Origin of the sequence: Staphylococcus sp. acrmy, from assembly GCF_022690565.1 — a bacterium.
In the GTDB taxonomy this organism is placed as follows: Bacteria; Bacillota; Bacilli; order Staphylococcales; family Staphylococcaceae; genus Staphylococcus; species Staphylococcus caledonicus.
The window spans coordinates 20408-41259 of sequence record NZ_JALCVE010000004.1 but is presented as its reverse complement, the minus strand read 5'-3'; the positions used below and the strand labels follow the sequence as shown (position 1 = coordinate 41259).

20 protein-coding genes and 2 pseudogenes are annotated in these 20852 nt (G+C 33.4%); 4 read left to right on the top strand and 18 right to left on the bottom strand.

Annotation, left to right across the window (positions count from 1 at the left end; translation table 11 throughout):
• Nucleotides 1-114 precede the first annotated feature (114 nt).
• From cobA to FH144_RS05130, 11 genes and pseudogenes are all read right to left on the bottom strand, one after another.
• Nucleotides 115-1050, bottom strand: a complete 936-nt coding sequence (gene cobA, locus FH144_RS05180; RefSeq protein ID WP_242314187.1) for a uroporphyrinogen-III C-methyltransferase — start codon at nt 1048-1050, stop codon at nt 115-117.
• Complete coding sequence (nirD, locus tag FH144_RS05175) at nt 1041-1355, bottom strand: nitrite reductase small subunit NirD (protein WP_107506748.1); 315 nt, start codon at nt 1353-1355, stop codon at nt 1041-1043. The genes cobA and nirD overlap by 10 nt, the downstream gene beginning before the upstream one ends.
• Before the next feature lie 3 nt (nt 1356-1358).
• Complete coding sequence (nirB, locus tag FH144_RS05170; protein ID WP_242314186.1) at nt 1359-3764, bottom strand: nitrite reductase large subunit NirB; 2406 nt, start codon at nt 3762-3764, stop codon at nt 1359-1361.
• 369 nt (nt 3765-4133) lie between these two features.
• A complete protein-coding gene (locus FH144_RS05165; RefSeq protein ID WP_242314427.1) occupies nt 4134-4847 on the bottom strand; it encodes a sirohydrochlorin chelatase in 714 nt (237 codons plus the stop codon).
• 141 nt (nt 4848-4988) lie between these two features.
• A complete protein-coding gene (locus FH144_RS05160) occupies nt 4989-5810 on the bottom strand; it encodes a formate/nitrite transporter family protein (protein WP_242314184.1) in 822 nt (273 codons plus the stop codon).
• A gap of 221 nt (nt 5811-6031) precedes the next feature.
• On the bottom strand, nt 6032-6211 hold the full coding sequence (locus FH144_RS05155) for a hypothetical protein (RefSeq protein ID WP_107506751.1): 180 nt from the start codon (nt 6209-6211) through the stop codon (nt 6032-6034).
• Nucleotides 6212-6271: 60 nt separating this feature from the next.
• On the bottom strand, nt 6272-6751 hold the full coding sequence (locus FH144_RS05150; RefSeq protein ID WP_242314182.1) for an SRPBCC family protein: 480 nt from the start codon (nt 6749-6751) through the stop codon (nt 6272-6274).
• A 237-nt stretch (nt 6752-6988) separates the two neighbouring features.
• A complete protein-coding gene (locus FH144_RS05145) occupies nt 6989-7504 on the bottom strand; it encodes a YceI family protein (RefSeq protein ID WP_107506753.1) in 516 nt (171 codons plus the stop codon).
• A 267-nt stretch (nt 7505-7771) separates the two neighbouring features.
• Nucleotides 7772-8806 (bottom strand): annotated as a pseudogene (locus tag FH144_RS05140) (metal ABC transporter solute-binding protein, Zn/Mn family); the annotation flags it as partial.
• 211 nt (nt 8807-9017) lie between these two features.
• Nucleotides 9018-9614, bottom strand: coding sequence for a thioredoxin domain-containing protein (locus tag FH144_RS05135; RefSeq protein ID WP_242314180.1), 597 nt, complete (start codon nt 9612-9614; stop codon nt 9018-9020).
• 25 nt (nt 9615-9639) lie between these two features.
• Nucleotides 9640-9999, bottom strand: coding sequence for a DUF4467 domain-containing protein (locus FH144_RS05130; RefSeq protein ID WP_107506756.1), 360 nt, complete (start codon nt 9997-9999; stop codon nt 9640-9642).
• 257 nt (nt 10000-10256) lie between these two features.
• Here FH144_RS05130 and FH144_RS05125 point away from each other — a divergent pair, with 257 nt between their 5' ends.
• A complete protein-coding gene (locus FH144_RS05125) occupies nt 10257-11501 on the top strand; it encodes an aminoacyltransferase (RefSeq protein WP_242314178.1) in 1245 nt (414 codons plus the stop codon).
• Nucleotides 11502-11906: 405 nt separating this feature from the next.
• Here the strand turns inward: FH144_RS05125 and FH144_RS05120 are convergent, their stop codons facing one another.
• The 4 genes from FH144_RS05120 to FH144_RS05105 form a co-directional block, all read right to left on the bottom strand.
• Nucleotides 11907-12635, bottom strand: coding sequence for an amino acid ABC transporter ATP-binding protein (locus FH144_RS05120; protein WP_107506758.1), 729 nt, complete (start codon nt 12633-12635; stop codon nt 11907-11909).
• Nucleotides 12632-13351, bottom strand: coding sequence for an amino acid ABC transporter permease (locus tag FH144_RS05115; protein ID WP_198612003.1), 720 nt, complete (start codon nt 13349-13351; stop codon nt 12632-12634). Before FH144_RS05115 ends, FH144_RS05120 begins: the two co-directional genes overlap by 4 nt.
• Nucleotides 13332-14126, bottom strand: a complete 795-nt coding sequence (locus FH144_RS05110) for a transporter substrate-binding domain-containing protein (protein WP_242314176.1) — start codon at nt 14124-14126, stop codon at nt 13332-13334. The genes FH144_RS05115 and FH144_RS05110 overlap by 20 nt, the downstream gene beginning before the upstream one ends.
• 188 nt (nt 14127-14314) lie before the next feature.
• Nucleotides 14315-15766: an MDR family MFS transporter gene (locus FH144_RS05105; RefSeq protein WP_242314175.1), complete on the bottom strand. Its 1452-nt coding sequence runs from the start codon at nt 15764-15766 to the stop codon at nt 14315-14317.
• A gap of 157 nt (nt 15767-15923) precedes the next feature.
• Between FH144_RS05105 and FH144_RS05100 the strand changes: the two genes are divergently transcribed.
• Entirely contained in the window at nt 15924-16037 is a 114-nt protein-coding gene (locus tag FH144_RS05100; RefSeq protein ID WP_103165712.1) for a putative metal homeostasis protein, read from the top strand.
• A gap of 130 nt (nt 16038-16167) precedes the next feature.
• Here FH144_RS05100 and FH144_RS05095 read toward each other — a convergent pair.
• Nucleotides 16168-16854, bottom strand: a pseudogene (locus tag FH144_RS05095) (2,3-diphosphoglycerate-dependent phosphoglycerate mutase).
• A gap of 513 nt (nt 16855-17367) precedes the next feature.
• On the opposite strand from FH144_RS05095, the gene FH144_RS05090 reads away from it, so the two are divergent.
• The gene (locus FH144_RS05090) at nt 17368-17769 is read left to right on the top strand and encodes an aggregation-promoting factor C-terminal-like domain-containing protein (RefSeq protein ID WP_242314173.1); all 402 of its coding nucleotides are present in this window, start codon (nt 17368-17370) and stop codon (nt 17767-17769) included.
• 146 nt (nt 17770-17915) lie between these two features.
• Here FH144_RS05090 and FH144_RS05085 read toward each other — a convergent pair whose 3' ends face one another.
• Complete coding sequence (locus tag FH144_RS05085; protein ID WP_242314171.1) at nt 17916-18800, bottom strand: cation diffusion facilitator family transporter; 885 nt, start codon at nt 18798-18800, stop codon at nt 17916-17918.
• 196 nt (nt 18801-18996) lie between these two features.
• The gene (locus FH144_RS05080) at nt 18997-19377 is read right to left on the bottom strand and encodes a GtrA family protein (protein WP_107506765.1); all 381 of its coding nucleotides are present in this window, start codon (nt 19375-19377) and stop codon (nt 18997-18999) included.
• Between the two features lie 309 nt (nt 19378-19686).
• Between FH144_RS05080 and FH144_RS05075 the strand changes: the two genes are divergently transcribed.
• A complete protein-coding gene (locus FH144_RS05075; protein ID WP_242314169.1) occupies nt 19687-20832 on the top strand; it encodes a glycerate kinase in 1146 nt (381 codons plus the stop codon).
• Nucleotides 20833-20852: the final 20 nt, after the last annotated feature.

Genomic DNA, 20852 nt, shown 5'->3' with positions numbered 1-20852 from the left:
TACCTATTTAACTATGGGGATTCCCTGAATATTGAAGATTTGGGAGGAAGTAATTGGAAAACTAAAAACAGCCCAGAACATGTAATAAAATGTTTCTGGACTGCTTTTCGCTTCTTAAACTTCTATATATTTAATATTATTTGTTTCAATAATGTGTTGATATACTTGTTCTTGAGAACTATGGTATTGAGCTCCATAGTCTACTAAACATCTCTGTCCTCTATCTGATCGAATCTCAGCTTCAATTAACACATCTTCTTTTGAGCCTTTAATGATATATAAAGTATCATCAAATGAATAATTAGAGTCTACTATATGTTCGACATCGATATAATCAATAATCGCACCGAGTATACAAATACCAGGTTCACCATCTAATTGAAGTTGTAGTTGATGCTCAATGTTACTTAATTTTCCTGTCACCACTTTTTGATTATAACAAGTTGTATTAAAAACAACCGCAATTGAATAATCTTCATCCGTAAATTGAGAGATTTGTTGGATAATATTTCCAAGACGTTTAACTCCCATATAAATTGCAAGGGTGCCACCATTTAACAAATTACGAATATCTGTATCGTGATTGCTAGAATTTTTAAAATGTCCTGTGGAAAATGTGACACTTGGAGCTACGGCACGCATAGTTAATCCTAAATCCATAGTCGCAACGGCCGCACTTGCTGAAGTTACGCCAGGTACAATTTCATATGAGATATTATATTGTTTCAAAGTATTCACTTCTTCAGTGACACGTCCAAATATCGCCGGGTCTCCACCTTTTAATCGCACCACTGTTTGATGTTTTTGTGCTGCTTCAACTATTTTAAGATTAATATCGTCTTGTTGAATGTGCTTGACATAAGGTTTCTTCCCCACATCTATAACTTCGGTTGTTGCGGGGGCATATTGTAATATTAATGGATTGACTAAACGATCATATAGAATGACATCTGCCTTTCTAATTAAACGTTCAGCTTTTTTGGTTAATAGATTAGGATTTCCGGGGCCCGCTCCTATTAAATAAACTTTATTGCCACTGTCTATAGACATACATAAACCGCTCCGTCTATAACTTCAACTTTATATTTCTGAACACAACCTGTATCTGGCTCTTGCACTTCACCTGTTCTTAAGTCTATTTTTTGGTCGTGTAAGGGACAATACACATATTCTCCACTAACAGTTCCTTCAGATAATGGCCCTTGTTTATGGGGGCAAACATTATTGATAGCGTGTATGTCTCCTGATTCAGTTAGAAAAATACCAATTTGTTTGCCATCGACAATCACTTTTTTACCAATTAATGGTGTTAACTCCTCTAATGTAGTCACTTTAACTTTTTCCATTGCTTGCATTATTTACACCTTCTCAACTTCAAAGATTTTTTGTTCTTCTTTATTTTCAACAATTACTTCCCAAGGTTCGCTGTCAATTGCTTTTTTAGCATCCATAATTCGATTGAACAATTCTTCTTGTCTATCAGCATCGAGTAAGACTTCTTTGACATTTTCAAAGCCTAATCGATTCAGCCAAGGTGCAGTTCTTTCTGCATAAATTCCAGTTTCTCTATAATATTGCATTAAAGCACCACATAATTTGATGACATCATCTTCTGTTTCAACAGTTGTTAGTAATTGACCGATTGTTACATCTGTTCCACCGTTGCCACCGATATAAATTTGATAACCATTTTCTACTGAAATCACACCGAAGTCTTTAACTCCTGATTCTACACAACTACGAGGACAACCTGAAACACCCATTTTAAATTTATGAGGTGTGTCGATATATTCAAACGTTTTTTCTAATCTTATACCTAATCGAGTGGTATATTGCGTACCGAAACGACAGAATTCTTTACCTACACAGCTTTTTACTGAACGTGTTTTTTTGCCATATGCTGAAGCTGAACGCATACCTAAATCTGCCCAAACTTTTGGTAGTTCTTCTTTTTTCAAACCATATAATCCTACACGTTGTGAGCCAGTGACTTTAACTAATGGCACATTATATTTCTTCGCTACTTCACCTAATCTGATTAATTGGTCAGCATCTGTGACGCCACCACGCATTTGCGGGATTACTGAGAACGTACCATCATTTTGAATATTCGCATGGTAACGTTCGTTCGCAAAGCGAGATTCTTTTTCATCTTGATGGTCATGTGGGTAGACCATATTGAGATAGTAGTTAATTGCTGGACGGCATTTTGGACATCCATTTTTATCTTTAAAATCTAGTACGTGACGTACTTCTTTAGATGTTTTAAGTCCTTTAGCTCTAATTTGCGTAACAATTTGATCTCGAGTTAAATCAGTACATGCACAGATTCCAGAAGGTTTTGCTGCCACGAAGTCATCGCCTAAAGTACATTGAAGTAATTCTCCAATTTGGCCTTTACATTTACCACATGAGTTACCAGCTTTCGTTGCTTTTGTCACTTCATCTACAGAAGTTAAACCTTTAGTTGTAATCGCATTTACGATTGTTCCTTTATCAACACCGTTACAACCACAAATCGTTTCATCATCTGGCATATCGGCAATAGAAGTCGCAGCTTCTTCGCCACCTTTATACAATAATGAAACTAATGTATAGTCTTCTAATGATTCATGTTTTTTCATCATATTATAGAATCGTGAACCGTCGTCTGTATCTCCGTATAAAACGGCGCCTACCACTTGACCATTACTTAGATATACTTTTTTGTAGATATTGTCCACACTATTAAATATTTCTATACCATGTACATCTTCACTTTCAACAATTTGTCCGGCGCTATATAAATCGCAACCTGATACTTTTAATGAAGTAAACGTTGTAGAACCTTTATAGCCGTCTGTGTCTTTACCTGTTAAATAATCTGCAAGCACTTTACCTTGTTCATATAAAGGTGCTACTAGCCCATATACTTTACCGTTATGTTCTGAACATTCGCCTACAGCGTAGATACTAGAATCAGAAGTTTGAAGATAATCATTGACTACAATACCTCTATTTACTTCTAAACCTGCATCTTTTGCTACATTTACAAATGGACGAATACCAACTGCCATTACTACCAAGTCTGTTTCAATAACACGCCCATCTGATAATTTAATTGCTTCCACATCGTCATTACCGATAATTTCTTTAGAATTGGCTTGAAGTTCAATGTGCATACCTTGACGTTCTAAATCTGCTTTAAGCATGCCGCCTGCTTTACGATCAAGTTGCATTTCCATTAACCATTCCGCTAAATGTAATACTGTCACGTCCATGCCTTGATCCATTAAACCACGTGCACATTCAAGTCCAAGTAGCCCCCCGCCGATAACTACTGCACGTTTTTTAGTTTTAGCAATTTCAATCATACGTTCTGTGTCTTCAATTGTTCGCCAACCGATAACACTCGGTAAATCAGAGCCTGGGATTGGTAAGACAAATGCACTAGACCCTGTCGCAAAAATACAAATATCGTAGTCTACATCGATGCCGTTTGATGTAGTAACAATTTTATTTGCTCTATCTACTGATTCAACAGGATCATTAACTATCAATTGAATGTTATTGTCTTCATACCAATCATATGGATTCATGATTGTATCTTCGACAGTCATTTTCTTTTGTAAAATATTAGATAGCATGATTCTGTTATAGTTAGGATAAGGTTCTTTACCAATGACCGTAATATCAAATTGGTTGTCAGAACGTTCTAATATTTCTTCAATTGTTCTAATACCAGCCATACCATTTCCTATCATTACTAGTTTCTGTTTAGCCATAAAATATTTCCCTTTTATTACTTGAGATTTTAATATTCCTCTATATGCAAAATTATTAATTATTAGACTTTTTAAGTTTTCTTTGTCGTTACTGCCATTCTATAACAGTTTTACTTATTTTTGTGAATTTATTCACATAAAAATATAAAATCAGGGATTTCCCTAATACGTAACTTAGAGGTTTTAGTTAATTATTTTGGTTCATCTATTTTCAAAATGAAAACTGGCTGAATAACTACGAATAAAAAAACAATCCAAGGCACGTAGTTCATGCTTCGGATTGTTCATATTTGAAATCTATATTTTAACAAGCTCAATATTCATCGTCACGCTTAAAGGGACTAAATAAACATTTAGCTTTTCCCTATTTTATACTGTTAACTGTGCTAACCATTCGCTAATAATGAGTTTAAGAATATTATCAAAATTAATGGACGGTGTGATATGTAAGGTATTCTCTATCTCCATTTCTGAAATAAGACGTTTAACTTTATTAACTAGACGCCCATCGTATAGAAACATCGGGACGATGATAAGGTCCTCATATTGACGTGATAGCTGATCTAAGTCATTTCTAAATGTGATATCTCCATAGAGTGTACGACTATAAATGGGTGCGTCTTGAGTTAATTTTCCACTAAATTCCTTTAACTCTTCATGTGCTTGCGTATAGGAAAAGCTACCATGTGCAATTAATACAATCGCATAATTTTTAGTCTTATCGATGTGTACGTCGTTAATACGTTTTTCAACTAAATCTACCATATAGTCGTGTGTACCTAGTGGATCACTGATTTCATAACTTATTTCTGGGTAAGCATGTTTGATATTTTCTAAAATTTCTGGGACGTCGACAATGTAATGCATGGCTGAAAAAATAAACAACGGTACGACTTTGAAACGTGTTTCACCTTGTTTAATAAGACGCTCTACTGTCTTCTCGATACTTTTTTCTTCACTTTCAATAAATGCTAATTCATAGTCATATGTTTCATCACTTAAAAGATGCTCTAGAAATTCTCCAAGTGCTTTATTTTGTTCGCCTTTTCTCATGCCGTGAGCGACTAGAATATTAGCTACCATATCTCTCATCCCTTTCATTTTTGGAAAATAAACGCTTTGTATCTGGCTAAATCTTAATGTTGATTAAAATGATATGTTTTAATGCGTAGTAAGTCAACCTTGATGTGATAGACTGCCTTATTTTTCAAATTTAATTTACAATTATTTAATGCTTAAACTATCGCGTTGGCCATTAAGATAAGCGTAGACAAGACCTACAAAGATACCTCCACCAATATAGTTACCTATTAAAGCGAAGATGATGTTTTTCGCAACACCTAACCATGAGACGGCATCTAAATTATAAAACACCATACCTGCGTATAAGCCCGCATTAAAGACAACGTGTTCATAGCCCATAAAGACAAAGACGATGACGCCTGCTGCAATAAAGAATGTTCTTGATAAACCATCTTTAAATAACATAGACACGTAGATACCAATATTAATAAAGAAATTACAGAAAATCCCTTTAACTAATATATTTAACCATGTAGATTCTACAGTTTTCATATGTACTGTTTTACTTAAACTAGCGACCATTTCTGGTGTCATAATATGTGTACCTTTCATTAAGAAAAATAATATAAATCCGCCTATAATATTCCCCACAAAACAGAATAGAAAGATGTATAACATTTTCTTGATAGAAAGTGCTTTATAGTACCAGCCAACTGTTAAATACATGAAATTGCTTGTTAGTAATTCAGAATTTGTTAAGACGATTAAGACTAACGCTAAACTAAAAGCAATAGCACCTAATAAGTTAACTAATCCTTCATTGGTACCGGCAAATTGTGTTTTTATCGCTAACATAAACACAGTTACAATAGCCAATAAAAATCCTGACATCATGGCTTTTAAAGCATAACGCCCTGGTGTTTTAAATGCCATGACTTCCTTAGTTTGTACCTGGCTTACCGCCGCTTCAACGATATCGCGCGTCGCATGGGTATCGTTAATCGTTTTTTTGTTATCTAACATATGTAACTCCCCTATCTCAATATAATACCTTTCATTATATAGTTTTAATTCACTCGTTCATAGGAGAATTGTAAGTTTTGTTACATAAAAAGATGCAGAATAGAAATCTAGAGAGCGAAGATCAACCGTATCTTTATTTCAGACAACTACTGACAAAAATAAAAGCCGAGCCATTATTATATTAATGGCTCAGCCTCAAATCTCTATTCAATTTCTAGTGTTTACCCTCTTTTTAATTTAGATAAGTAGTGTAAGCCACTAGCGAATATACCGTAACCTAATGCTGTTCTTAAGACGTATTTAACTACGCCATTATTTAAGCATTTAGAATTAAATATTAATGTAGGTATTAATGTACTAACGGAAAATAATGCTAGTACTTTCAAGTATCTTTTGTTCACATTATCAACCCCTTTTCACCTACATTATAACTTAATTTTTATTTTATAAATTTGACATACTTATGACTTTTTATTTTTTAATAGTGCATCAAGTTGGTCAAGTGTAGCATTCATACCAGCTTCTACGCCCATATTAAGTGCACCTTCAGCAACTTCTTTAGTTGGAAAAACAGACGTTGATGTAATTGTCGTTCTCTCATCGCCTTGCGCATCAAAATCTAAATATACTTGCATACCCGGTAAGCGTGTATCTTTCTCTCCTTGAGGTGTTGCAAAGAAGTCGAGATACTCAATATGATTAGGTTGATCAATAGTTTTATATTCAGTCAGTGTGTAACTAGTATGTTCAGAAGTTTCAATTGCAAAGAACGCTTCTCCGCCTTCTACTGCATTAAATTTGAACACTTTTGTTTTAGCACCTTGTGGGTGAAACCATTGTTCGAACAACTCTTTAGTAGTATAAGCTTTAAACACTTCATTAATTGGCGCATCAAAGGTTCTAGTAAAAATGATTTTATTATCTTTCACTTCTATTGTCATCGTATGTCTCCCTTATTTTCATCACTTTATATCTCATAATATAGCAATCTTTCTTCATTATCATAACAAAGGATTCAGACAAAAATCTAATTTCTACGCAATTGAGACATTAATCATTGCGCTTTGGGAAAACGACAAACGGTATCCCAACCACTGTTTAAAAATGAAAAAGAGCCAGTACAAGGCGTCATTGCCTCGTACTGACTCATATTAAATGTTCATATTCAAAAATTGATATTATTCTTCAATAGGAAATTCTAAATCGAATTCAACATCTAAATCTTTACCTAATAAGAAACCACCTGTTTCAAGTTGTTGATTGAATGTGATTTCATATTTTTCACGGTTAATACTACCTGTAATTACAAAACCAGCAGTGTTTTTACCGTTTAAAGGATTTAAACTGATACCTTTGTAATCTAGGTCGAATGTTTCTTCTTGTGTTTGGTCTTTAATAGTTAAATTACCAGTTACTGAATTCTCGTTTACTTTTGTAATTTCAAATTTAATTTTAGGATAATTTTCAACATCTAAGAAGTCTGCACTTTTAAGATGATTATCACGATCTTTCACTTTAGTATCGATTGAATTAGCTTGAATTACAAATGTGCCTTGTAATGAACTTAAATCGTTAAAATCACCTGTGATATCTGCGTCGAATTCATTAAAACGACCTTTAACGTTTGATACTACTAAATGTTGAATAGAAAAGTTTACTCCTGAATGTACTGGATCTAAATTAAAATTAGCCATGCTTACATACCTCCAATGATTTAAATTATGAAACTACAACTAAGAATCAGTTTTATAGTTTGTATAATTATTATACTTAGTATATTAAAGCAACTAGAAGTTAATTACAAGTAAAAAGACTTAAGTTGAAAATGATTGATTATTTAACTTTCAACTTACTCTAATTACGCTAGCTAATTTTTCTATTCCCGTTTTTCTCAAAAGTAATGTTATTGGATTTACGATAATAATAAATCTGTTAGTTTTACTACCTATTTTCAAACGTTATTCAGATTCAGAATCTTTTATTTTTGTATTTGTATTAAGTGCTTTTTCTAAGACTTCGATATTTTTATCCATTAATTTTTGATAGCTTAGGCTATCATCTTTCATTTGGTCTTTACTTAGTGATTCCATATTATAGAATTTCAATGCTTCAGCATCAGTATCTTTTCTAAGTGTTTCAGTTACTTTATTAGAGACGTTATCTTCATATAATATGTATTTAACGTTGTTCTCTTTAATTTCTTTAACTAATTGTGTTAATTCTTTTTGTGATGGGTCTTCCGCATTCATATTTTGAATACCTTTTTGAACAAAGCCATAACGATCAGCTAAATAACCTAGTGATTCATGAGAAATAAATACTGCATTACCTTGTTTGTCTTTAGTAATATCTTTCATTTTAGAATCAATGTTATTTAAGTCTTTTACTAATTTTTTATAATTTTTCTCATAGTCTGCTTTATGGTCAGGGTCTTTTTTAACTAATTGATTTTTAATTTCTTTAGCGAATACTTCATCTTTTTTAGGGTCTAACCATACATGAGGATCGTAAGCACCGTGATGATGATGTTCATGTTCTTCGCCATGTTCATGGTCTTCACCGTGTTCGTGTTCTTCACCATGCTCGTGTTCTTCACCGTGTTCATGGTGGTTAGCTAATAAGTCTGATTTGTCTAAGCCTTTTTGAAGAGATAACTTGTTGTCATCTTTTTTTATAGTTGATGCTACTTTTTTAGCAACTGGGTCTAAGTCATCACCTGTATAAATGAATAAATCTGATTTATTGGCTTTTAACATGTCCTTTTGAGTAGGTTCATAATCATGCAAGTCTGTACCTGCAGGATACATAGAAGATACATTAACATGTTTGCCCCCGATTTGTTCAGCAAATGATTGTAATGGATAAACAGTTGTTGTGATGTTTATCTTACCGTCTTTTTTACTTTCACCCTGTTTATCACTATCTTGTTTTCCACAAGCCACAAGGCTAAGTACTAAGACAGCAACTAAAGTTACTATACCTATAATTCTTTTCATAATGCTCCTCCTAAATAGTAATGATTACGATTAAAAATTATAACCTTAACTTTTTAAAAATACAAGACTATATTTAGAAATTAATTTAAATGAGTACAATATTAAACGTGTAACAACAAATGATGTTAGCTCTTCAACCAATAAAAATACTCCCTCTATAGTTCCACCTTATAAGTGAATACTACGAGGGAGTATATACGTATTAATTAAATTATAAATGTTTTTTCCAATCTTTAACGGTATATGGATCTTCAACCTTTTTCCCATTGATAAAAACAGTAGGTACAGATTTAATATGATTCTCTTTAGTTAGCTTTTTCTGTTGCTCTGCTTTTTTCCATGAGTCGCTATCTTTTGTTTTATACTCTTTTTTGATTTTAGCTTTTTGTTGTGCTGAAATATCTAATTTATCAATTTCTTTATCAAGAAAGCTTTCAGTTAACCATTTTTTATCTTCATCTTGCTGTTGTGCAAAAATATGATGTTGAAAAGTTAAATATTCTTTTGGCGCAATTTTTTGTACAGCGTTGCCTGCTCTAGACCCCACTATTGAATCCTTAGCTAAAAAGCCGGCATTGATAAATTCATATTCTACTTTATTTGTATCAATATAGTCTTCCTTAATCGTAGGCATGACTTTATCTTCAACTTTCTTACAATAAGGACATTTAAAATCGCCATATTCAACGATTAAAATCTTATCATTTTTAGTTTTAGTCGGCTTTTTCTCTTCTTTATTCTTTGAACAAGCGCCGATAATGATTAAAAGAACCGCCAATATGCTTATCATTAAAACTATTCTTTTCATAGGTGCTCCTTTAGGGATTTATGTATTAATTCATATTTTCTTCTTTATAATCAGCATCATGCGTACCTATATACTTTTTAGTATCAAAGTTTTCTAGATAGTGTGCTTTTTTCCCATTAAATTGATACATATAGTAATGAACTTCTTCATTGTTACTTAATGGCTTGTATGCGAGTACTACATATTTTCCATCTTCATAAACATAGATATTCGCTTCTTTTTTATCAAAATGCTTCACAACATCGCCTTTTTCATTTTTGGCCATTTGTTCTTGCTTTTGATCTTGTAATTTAACTGCTTTATCTATCTTATCTGTATATTTATCATTTCCGCAGCCTGCCACTAACATCATACAGACGCTTAGCGCTACAATTAATCTTTTCATACATTCACTCCTAATGCTCAATTCGGTATATCACTTTAATTATACTTCTATTGCAAGTACTATCATACAATGCTTTTACGATATGCGCTAGGTCATTAAACATCAAATTTTTAATAGTTAAATAACGTATTCTTTTACAAACAATTTTTACCTACTACTAAAGTATTACTCAATATACTAACTAAATATGTGTAATAACCTGGCTAGTTTGATAAAATAAATAAGAATTCTTATAAATGACAGAGGAGTAGATTATCATGAAATTCGTGACTTTAACCCCGGAGGAATTTGAGAAATTTACAACTGAAAATTTCTCGCATTATACACAGTCCCGTATACATTATGAAAATAGAAATAAAATGAGAAACGATGTACACGTGGTCGGTGTTAAAGATGACAACGGGAACGTGATTGCCGGAACTTTAATGACCGAAGCGCGCGCATTGAAGTTCTTTAAATATTTTTACACTCATCGTGGACCAGTAATGGATTATAGTAATATTGAATTGGTTCACTTTTTCTTTAAGTCACTAACAGCTTACTTAAAGAAACAAAACTGTTTATATATCCTAGTAGACCCATATATATTAGAAAATTTACGTAATGCAGACGGAGAAATTCTCGAAAGTTACGATAACCGTGCAGTTATCAAAACGTTAGAAGATTTAGGTTATAAACATCAAGGTTGGTCAGTTGGTTATAGTACGATGAGTCAAATCCGTTGGTTATCTGTACTTGATCTTAAAGATAAAACAGAAGACCAATTAATGAAAGAGATGGATTATCAAACACGTCGTAACATTAAAAAGACATACGAAATGGGCGTAAAGGTAAGAACTTTACCAATCGAGGAAACAGATACATTCTTCGAATTATTCCAGATGGCAGAAGAAAAGCATGGCTTCAAATTTAGAGATAAACCTTACTTCTATGATATGCAAAAAACATATGAAGACCATGCTATGTTAAAACTAGCCTATATCGATTTAAATGAATACTTATCAACACTTCAACAAAAACAAGACGATTTAGCACAACAATTAGCTGAAGTCGATGAAGTGTTAAAAGAAAGCCCTAACTCTAAGAAAAATAAAAATAAACGCACTCAAGTTCAACAACAATTTGATAGTAATGAGCGTAAGTTGAACCAAACAAAAGACAAGATTGCTGCAGAAGGCGAAATCTTAAACTTAGCGGCTGCACTTTATCTTTACAATGACCATGAAGTTTATTATCTATCCAGTGGTTCCAACCCTAAATATAATGAATATATGGGCGCATATCGACTACAATGGGATATGATTAAATTCGCTAAAGAACATAACATTGACCGTTACAACTTTTATGGTATTACAGGCGACTTTAGTGAAGATGCTGAAGACTATGGTGTACAACAGTTTAAAAAAGGCTTTAACGCTAATGTCTACGAATATGTTGGCGACTTTATCAAGCCTATTAAACCATTCGCTTATCAAGTTAAACAATTACTAGAACGCAGATAACAGATAATCTAACCTACTTAATTATTACAAAATAAATATAAGACCAAGACATAAACATCTCGGATTAAAGAGAAAATGGTAACTTCTATCTTGTTTCAATAGAAGTTACCATTTTTTATTTTATATACTTTAGTGCCTCTTAGTCTTTATTAAATTATATGAAGTGTCATATTTTTAATTATTTTAATGTAACTTCACATATAACCAACGAAGTATTTTTGGCGGAGACTCCCGAGGGAATAGGATGAGTGTCGAGACCGTGGCTCGACCCATCCCCTGGGAACGCGTAGCCAAATAATACGAAGTATTGATAAAAGAGAAGCGTAGAGGTAATTCAATCATGAATCACCTCTACGCTTAAATCTAGGATTTATAACCTAAACACTTTAACTTTTTTTGTTTATATTATTCATTAATAACGTTAAGGAAACGACGTAATTCCTCAGTTTTTGGATGATTAAACATCTCTTCTGGTGAACCTTGTTCGCCAATTAATCCTTCATGAATAAAGACGACTTTGTTAGACACTTGTTGTGCGAAACGCATTTCATGCGTAACAATCACCATTGTCATCCCTTCATCAGCTAATTCTTTAATAACCTTTAATACATCTTTAACCAGTTCAGGGTCTAATGCAGATGTAGGTTCATCGAATAACATTACTTTAGGATTCATTGCTAATGCTCTAGCGATGGCTACACGTTGTTGTTGTCCACCAGATAAAGCATGAGGACGTTGGTCTTTTACACTTGTTAATCCAACTTTTTCCAATAAGCTTAACGCTCTTTCTCTTGCTTCAGCTTTATTCATCTTCTTAACTGTGACTAGCCCTTCCATCACATTTTCCAAAGCGGATTTATGTGGGAAAAGGTTATAACTTTGAAAGACCATACCAGATTGTTTACGTACATTAATCTGAGACTTTTTGTTGTCAGCTGTATAACTTTCACCATTTACGGTCACATTACCTTTAGTAGGAATTTCGAGTGCATTAATCATACGTAGCAATGTTGTTTTTCCAGAGCCAGATCGGCCGACAAGCGTCACGACTTCCCCTTTTTCAACATTTAAATCAATGCCTTTAATGACTTCTTTATCATTGAATGATTTATGGATACCACTTAATTCAATCATGAGTTATACCCTCTTTCAATATATGATTCATAGAAGCTTTGTAGGACTGAAATAATGAAACATATTACCCAATACATAACTGCTACAAGAATATAAATTGTGAAATATTCATATGTAGTAGATGCTACTTCTTGAGCTTTACGGAACATTTCTGCCACTAAGATAAATCCTAATAAAGATGTATCTTTGATTAAACCTAAGAATGTATTACCTAAAGCAGGAATCGAAACTCTAATTGCTTGAGGTAAAATAATTCGTTGGATAGTTTGACGATAGTTCATTCCAATTGAATAAGCCGCTTCAGTTTGACCTTTAGGAATTGAAATAATACCACCACGGATAATCTCTGAAGCGTAGGCACCGACATTCAGAGATAAACCAATAATTGCTGAAAGCACTGATGAAAGTGTCCATTGTTCATCGGCATTACCAGTCATCAATCGACCTAATTCCGGAATACCATAGAAGATAATAAACAATTGTACAATCATTGGTGTCCCACGAATAATTGAGACATAAACACGTGCGATACCTTTTAAAATTTTACTTGTAGAAATGCGCATTAACGCTGTAAATAAAGCAATAATTAATCCTAAGATAAATGTAACGATAGTAATTGGAATTGAGTATTTAACTAACCCTTCCAACATTGGCCCGAATGCTTGGCTTGCCGCGTCAAGTGCATGTTGTTGTTCACTATTTAGGCTCAGAAACATTTTCACCAAACCATTTCTTACCGATTTTAGCTAATTCGCCATTTTCTTTAAGTTTTTTAATGCCATCATTAAAATCAGAAACTACTTTTTTGTCTACATCTTTATTGAATGTAAATGCTGATTTATTTTGTTCCGCATTACCTTCAATTGATTTAATTTTAGCGTTAGGTTTTTGTTTTTTATAATCTAAATAAGATAAGCTATCGTTGAATGTACCATCAACACGGTTAGATAATAATAAGTCCATAGATTGGTTAAAACCATCTACTTTAGTAATATCTGCACCTTTATCTTTCGCTAATTGACCATAGTTAGACGTAAATGTTTGTGCCATTTTTTTGCCTTTTACGTCATCAAATGATTTAATGTCTTTTTCATTTTCACGTACTACTAATACTGCACTTGAATAAGTATAAGGATCAGAGAATTTATATTTTCTTTCTCTATCTTTATTAATACCTACTTGGTTAGCGATTACGTCGAAACGTTTTGCGTCTAAACCTGCGAACATTGAATCCCATGATGTTTCATTGAATTTAAGTTTGTAGCCTTCTTCTTTAGCTACTGCTTTAATAACATCAATGTCGTAACCAGTTAAATTGTCTTGTTTGTCATGATAAGTGAAAGGTGCATATGTACCTTCAGTACCCACTTTTAATGTTTTGTTGTCGCTACTGCTTGATTTAGAATCACTATTTTTATCAGATGAGCCCCCGTTACCACAAGCAGCTAATACAAAGATAAGTGCTAAAGCAACAAATAAAAGTCTTTTCATCTATCTTTACCTCCATATTCCTATTAGATTAGTCAGAATAAATTAATTCTAATCTCATAGGTAGGAATAGTCAATATTATTTTACATCTTTCTAAGTGTTCAGAATGTTTGGATATTACATAAATAAACGTCCACATCATGCATTTCATTTACTGTAATGAATTACATTAGTGGACGTTTCCAATCATCTACTGTGAACTTTTCTGAGATTCAGCTTTAATTTTCTTTTTACTTTTTATTAAAAATGTCAGCAATAAACTGATTACTGTAATGGCTACGGCAAACAAGAAACCTGAATGATAGCCATGTAACATCGCGTCAATTTGAATTTGACCAGCCATTTCTTTCTTATTCATACCTTGATAGTCACTCATCGTAGGTTGGAAATTCTTACTGGCAACACTCAAGATAGTAATTAATCCAGCCGTACCAATTGAACCTGAGATTTGTTGAATGGTATTCGTCATTGATGAACCATGCGCGTTTAATTCTGGTGTTAGTTGATTCATCGTATGCGTCATAATAGGCATCAAACCAAGTGCGATACCAATCATACGAATCGCATATACGACTGCTAGCACTACTACAGACGTATGTTCATCCATGACTACAAAGTAAGAAGTTGTAATAATCACGATTAACATACCAAGAATGGCAAGTACTTTAGCACCAAATTTTTCATATAACCAGCCTGAGATAAAAGACATAATTGCCATAACAATAGCCCCTGGTAATAAGATTAACCCTGAATCAACCGGCGTACGTCCTAATAAGTTTTGAACGAACATCGGTAACACTGTTTCAGAACCAATCATTGAAATCATTGTCGCAGCCATAATCGCTAAACCTACTGCGAACTCTTTATTTTTAAAGACTTTAAAACTTAGTAATGGTATTTCAAGACGTTCTTGTCTCCAAATAAATAGGGCTACTAAGATAATGCCACCGATAATAGTCGTAAGTACGACCGGGTCATCCCAACCGTCACTAGAAATTGAACTTACGCCGTATAGTAGACCACCGAAACCTAGTATAGATAACATAATTGATATCATATCAATCGGTGTTTTCACTTTAGTTCCTACGTTTTTAATAATTTTAAGAGCAATAATAAATGTAATCGCTGAAATTGGTGCTACGACGTGGAACAATGATCTCCAGTTTAAATATTCTACTAAATAGCCAGATAATGTTGGGCCAATTGCTGGCGCTAATCCAATCACTAATCCAAACATTCCCATGTATTTACCACGTTCATGTGGCTTAAATATATCAAGAATTGTCGTCATCATTAATGGCATCATAATTCCTGATCCTAAGGCTTGTATAATACGTGCAATTAATAACGTAGTAAAGTTTGGACTAAATCCTCCTAATAATGTACCTAGTAAGAAGATAATGATACCTGTTAGAAAGACTTGTCTTGTTGTATAACGTTGAATAATAAAGGCCGATAGTGGAACTACTACCCCATTAGTTAATAAGAATGCCGTCGTTAACCATTGAACTTGTGAATATTCGATGTTGAAATCTTTCATTATTCTAGGTAAGGCCGTCGTTAATAAGGTTTCATTTAATAAGCCGAAGAACCCTCCGAGTAACATCGTAAAAATCATGGCTAACTTTCTTCTATGAGACATGCATGAACCTCCAATCTTATGTGTATCGAAATATATTTGACCATTATACAGATTTCAAATCATATTGCATTAAATATGTTTATATTATAAATCGTAATAATTCCTATTTACATTTTTGCTATTTACCTTTATACTTTTTGAAAAGGAGGAATCAAATATTAAACAAGATGTACAAACAGCACGTCGCAATTTGAACAGTCCTAATATTAAAACACGTAAGCGCGCGCTAAAAATTATTAAACAACATAAACGTAATCGTAAATCAGCATAGTATACCCTTTTCTTCCATAAATAACTCCTATTACAGAATAAGAGCGAGAGGACTTAATCTATTGTACATACAAAAGTTTCGTTCCCTCGCTCTATCCATTTAAACGTCTTCTTATTTAATTAATAATTAATTATAAATAGTAATGATCAGTTACATTTAAGTGCTCATCTAGTTCATAAATGAGTGGCGCACCTGTTTTAATTTCATAACCGACAATATCTTCATCTGAGACATTATCTAAATACTTAATTAATGCACGAATTGAATTACCGTGAGCAGCCACTAACACTGTTTCTCCGTCTAATAAGTGTTGTGAAATTTTATCTGTCCAAATAGGAACCACACGTTCTAAAGTTGTTTTTAGACTTTCTGAATATGGCATCATGCGATGATCTAAGTGACGATAGCGGCGATCTTTTAAGTAAGATTCACGTTGTTCTTCAGTTTGTGCTGGAGGTTTCACATCATAAGAACGACGCCATTGATGTACTTGTTCTTCGCCAAACTATTTACGTGCTTCATCTTTATTAAGACCTTGCAATTTACCATAGTGACGTTCGTTTAGACGCCAACTTTTATGCACTGGAATCCATTCTTGGTCTGATTCTGCTAAAAGATATTGTGTCGTTTCTAATGCTCTTGTTAATAATGAAGTAAAAGCAACGTCAATTTCAATTCCACTTTCTTTTAACTTACGACCAGACGTAATAGCTTCATTTCTACCTTGTTCAGATAATTGAACATCTTCCCAACCAGTAAATAAGTTTTTAGCGTTCCATTCGCTTTGCCCATGACGACATAAAATTAATTTTGGCATATAAGACACCTTCCTGTACGTTAGTTTAGGGAGTGTTGCTTAACTTTTTAATGCATTACCCACTAAACTTATCTTTTTTAAATATCGTTGTGCTAAGAAACTGAATACTTTTTCTATTTATTAATTTTATTATAAAACTATTTCAGTTATTTTCATAATAATGGCGTTTATTCATCTTCTTGGAATATATGTCTTACATTTGTCATGTTTGTTATGTGTGCTTTATTTCTGAAATCTACTTTTGATTTGGTGGTAACCTATGACATCTTTTGTGGTGTTATAGTGGATTTACCGTAATCGATCGCAAAGTTTATTGGGGTACGAGGTTGGGACAAAAGTGTTTAGGATTTGAGCAGAACCGAACGATGAGCAAAATTGTTCTTCAAATTTTGTTGAATCGTGACGGTATCTGCCGAGAATCCTACTTTTGGGACACCGTTTATCGATTTCCCAGAGTATAAAATAATCATATCTCATCCTAATCAAACCAATTACTAAAGGAGAATTTTATTTATGAAGAAATCAATATTTGCTTTAATGACAATGGTATCTTTAGGTGCCGCAGGTTTAGAATCAGGACAAGCTCATGCGAGTGAAGCAACACCTAATCAATATAATCAACAATCAAATGTAACGACGACTAATACTACTTCAAGTGATAGTACATCTTCTGTCTATCAACGTTTTATCGCAGCTGGCGGGACTCAAGAACTTTGGGAAAAGATAGTCTTACCTGAATCAAGTGGTAATCCAAATGCTTCAAATGGTCAATATCATGGTTTAGGCCAAACGAACCAATCATGGGGCTATGGTTCAGTAGAAACACAAACTAAAGGTATGGTCCAATACGCTAAAGAACGTTATGGTTCAATCGAAGCAGCGATTAGCTTTAGAGAATCTAATGGCTGGTGGTAAGCGAATAGACACATTTACTAGACATGAACTAAGTACAATTTCATTCAATACTACACAAAAGAGGCTAGAACATTTCGTATCGCAAAATGTTCTAGCCTTTTTGTTTATTCTAGTCTGTGATTTATTATTCCAATAAATTCATCCTACTATTTAGTCTCTGAATTAACTAAGGTGTCCGGTTCTGGATGTACATACACTGAGGAAATACCTTTACTATGTAAATGTTCTTCTACTTTATCGCAAATGCCATGAGCTTGTTGTAATGATAGATGAGCATCCACTACTATTGTGACATCTAAAAATATACTACTTCCATGATAACGGCCTTTAAGATTATTAACTTCTTTAACTTCTTCGACCTCTAACACTTTATCACGATATTCTTCTAAATCTTTTTCATTAAATCCGTCACTAAGTGCAAATATGGATGTTCTAAAAATGCCAAATCCTGTATAGATAATTAGTAATCCTAATACAGTAGCTAAAATAACATCGACAATGGGTAAACCAAATTGTGTGAAGACCAAGCCAACTGCAGTACCAATACTGACTAAGCCATCTGATAAATTATCCTTAGCTGCAGAATCTAATGAACTGCTTTTTGTTTTTTTAGCTAGACGATGATTGACGGCATATACACCAATCATCACGATACCACTAATTAAACTCACTACAATCGTAATAATATTAGGCGTATGATGTTCATTTGTCAGTATGTGGGGAGCATTTTCAATCACAACTTGTATACCCACAAACATAATAATAAATGACACTAATAACGTTGAAATATTCTCAGATTTCAAATGACCATAAGGATGGTTCTTATCGGCCGGTTTAATTGATATTTTAAGACCAACGATTACTGCAATAGAAACAATAATATCTGTCATGTTATTTAATGCATCTGCTCTAACCGCAGCTGAATCATAAATAAAACCAATAATATATTTAGAAACAGAGAGAATAATATATACTACTAAACTTAAGTAAGCCCCTCTTTGAGCCAATTTAAGATTTTCACTTTGAGACATTCGGTTAACCACCTTAAACGCTTTAATATCAATAGTATGAACCATAGAAAATCTAATGACAACGTTTTTTAAATTCTATATTTTTTATATAAATAAGCTAATTAATTTTTTAGCAAAACCTAAATTTCTGAAAATTTGGCATAAAAAAAGAGCGGTCAGAAATCTTATAAGTTACATTAGATTTCTGTTCCGCTCCCTAATCTCTTAAGATCCATTTTGATAATACGAATGTAATAGGAATAGTAACGATTAATCCTACAAATGGAGCAATTTCAGTTGGAAAATCAAACCATCTTACGAAGATATATAATAGAAATGTTTGCATTCCCATATTCACTACTTGGGTGATTGGAAAGCTTAAAAATTTCTTCAATGTCGGTTTTACTTTATAAACAAAATAACAATTTAAATAGTAAGAAATAATAAAGCTTACTAAAAAACCAATAATATGACTGAACATATAATTCACATTTAATAACTTCAATAAGATTAAATACACGATGTAATAGTCTAGTGTATTTATCCCACCCACTATGACGAATTTAATAATTTCATAGTGTGTTTGTGTCAACTTCATAATTAGGCTCCTTTGTAGTCTTTTTAAGATTTTTTAATTAGTTTAATTTCTTCATATAAATAGAAAGTATTTGTATACTGAATGTGCTAACAGTTCAAAATATATTATAATCACTATACGCTAAATTGCCTAGCTTAGATATGGAATTGTTTATGAATTAAATTCACAACTATTATTTAAGCAATCTCTTAAACTTCTATGCGTTATAATAATAATTAAGAATATCATGTCATTTTTTAAATTACTTGAAAGTAAATAATAACGTCACACGTTTTAATATCTTTAAAAAATTAAGGAGTGGCTATACATATGAATCTCAATCATATCGTTATCGCAACAGATTCATTTAAAGAAAGTATGTCAGCTAAACAAGCAGGGTTAGCTATTCAACAAGGTTTCACTAATGTGTTCAAAGACACTGTCAGCTTTGACATTATACCGATGGCCGATGGTGGCGAAGGAACAACAGATGCCTTAAAAGAAGCACTTCATGCCCAATCACATACCGTAAAAGTTCATGATCCTTTATACCGTGAAATTAAAGCTAGTTATGCACGTTCAAAAGATGATACGGTAGCTATTATTGAAATGGCAGCAGCTGCTGGTTTAGATTTAATTTCTAAAGAAGAACGCAACTCTTTAATAACCACAACTTACGGTGTAGGCGAGCTTATTTTAGATGCCCTCGATCATGGAGTATCAAAGATTATCCTTGGCATTGGCGGCAGTGCTACCAACGATGGCGGTAGTGGTATGTTAAGCGCGTTAGGCGTTAAATTTCTTGATGCTAATCATGTCCCATTAAAACCAGGCGGAGAACAACTTGCCAACCTAACACACATCGATGTGTCATCATTAGACAAACGCCTTAAAGACGTACATTTTGAAGTTGCTTGTGATGTGACTAATCCACTATTAGGTACGAATGGCGCAACAGCTGTTTATGGCCCTCAAAAAGGTGCAACTCAAAAGATGATACCAAAGTTGGATTCCGCTCTGACAAACTATCATGCTATGATAGAACAAGAGCTTCATACACATGTAAAAGACATCCCTGGCGCTGGAGCTGCTGGAGGATTAGGTGCAGGTATTCTTGCTTTCTTTAATGCCTCACTATCTAAAGGAATTGACATCGTACTACAGGAGACCCACTTTTCAGAAAGAGTAAAAGATGCCGATTTAGTTATCACCGGCGAAGGTAAGATGGATGCGCAAACGATTTATGGCAAGACGCCAATCGGAGTAGCTAAAGCTACGAAAGCCCATCATATTCCAGTCATTGCCCTGTGTGGTAGCTTAGATGAAGATTATCAAGCCGTTTATCAACATGGCATCGATAGTGTGTTTAGCATTATTGAACAACCTGAGGATATCGCTACGCTCTTGGATAATGGTGAACGCAATTTAACACACACTGCTGAAAATGTCGCAAGAGTACTTAAACAGTTAACTTAAACTATTAAATAGAAGAGGTG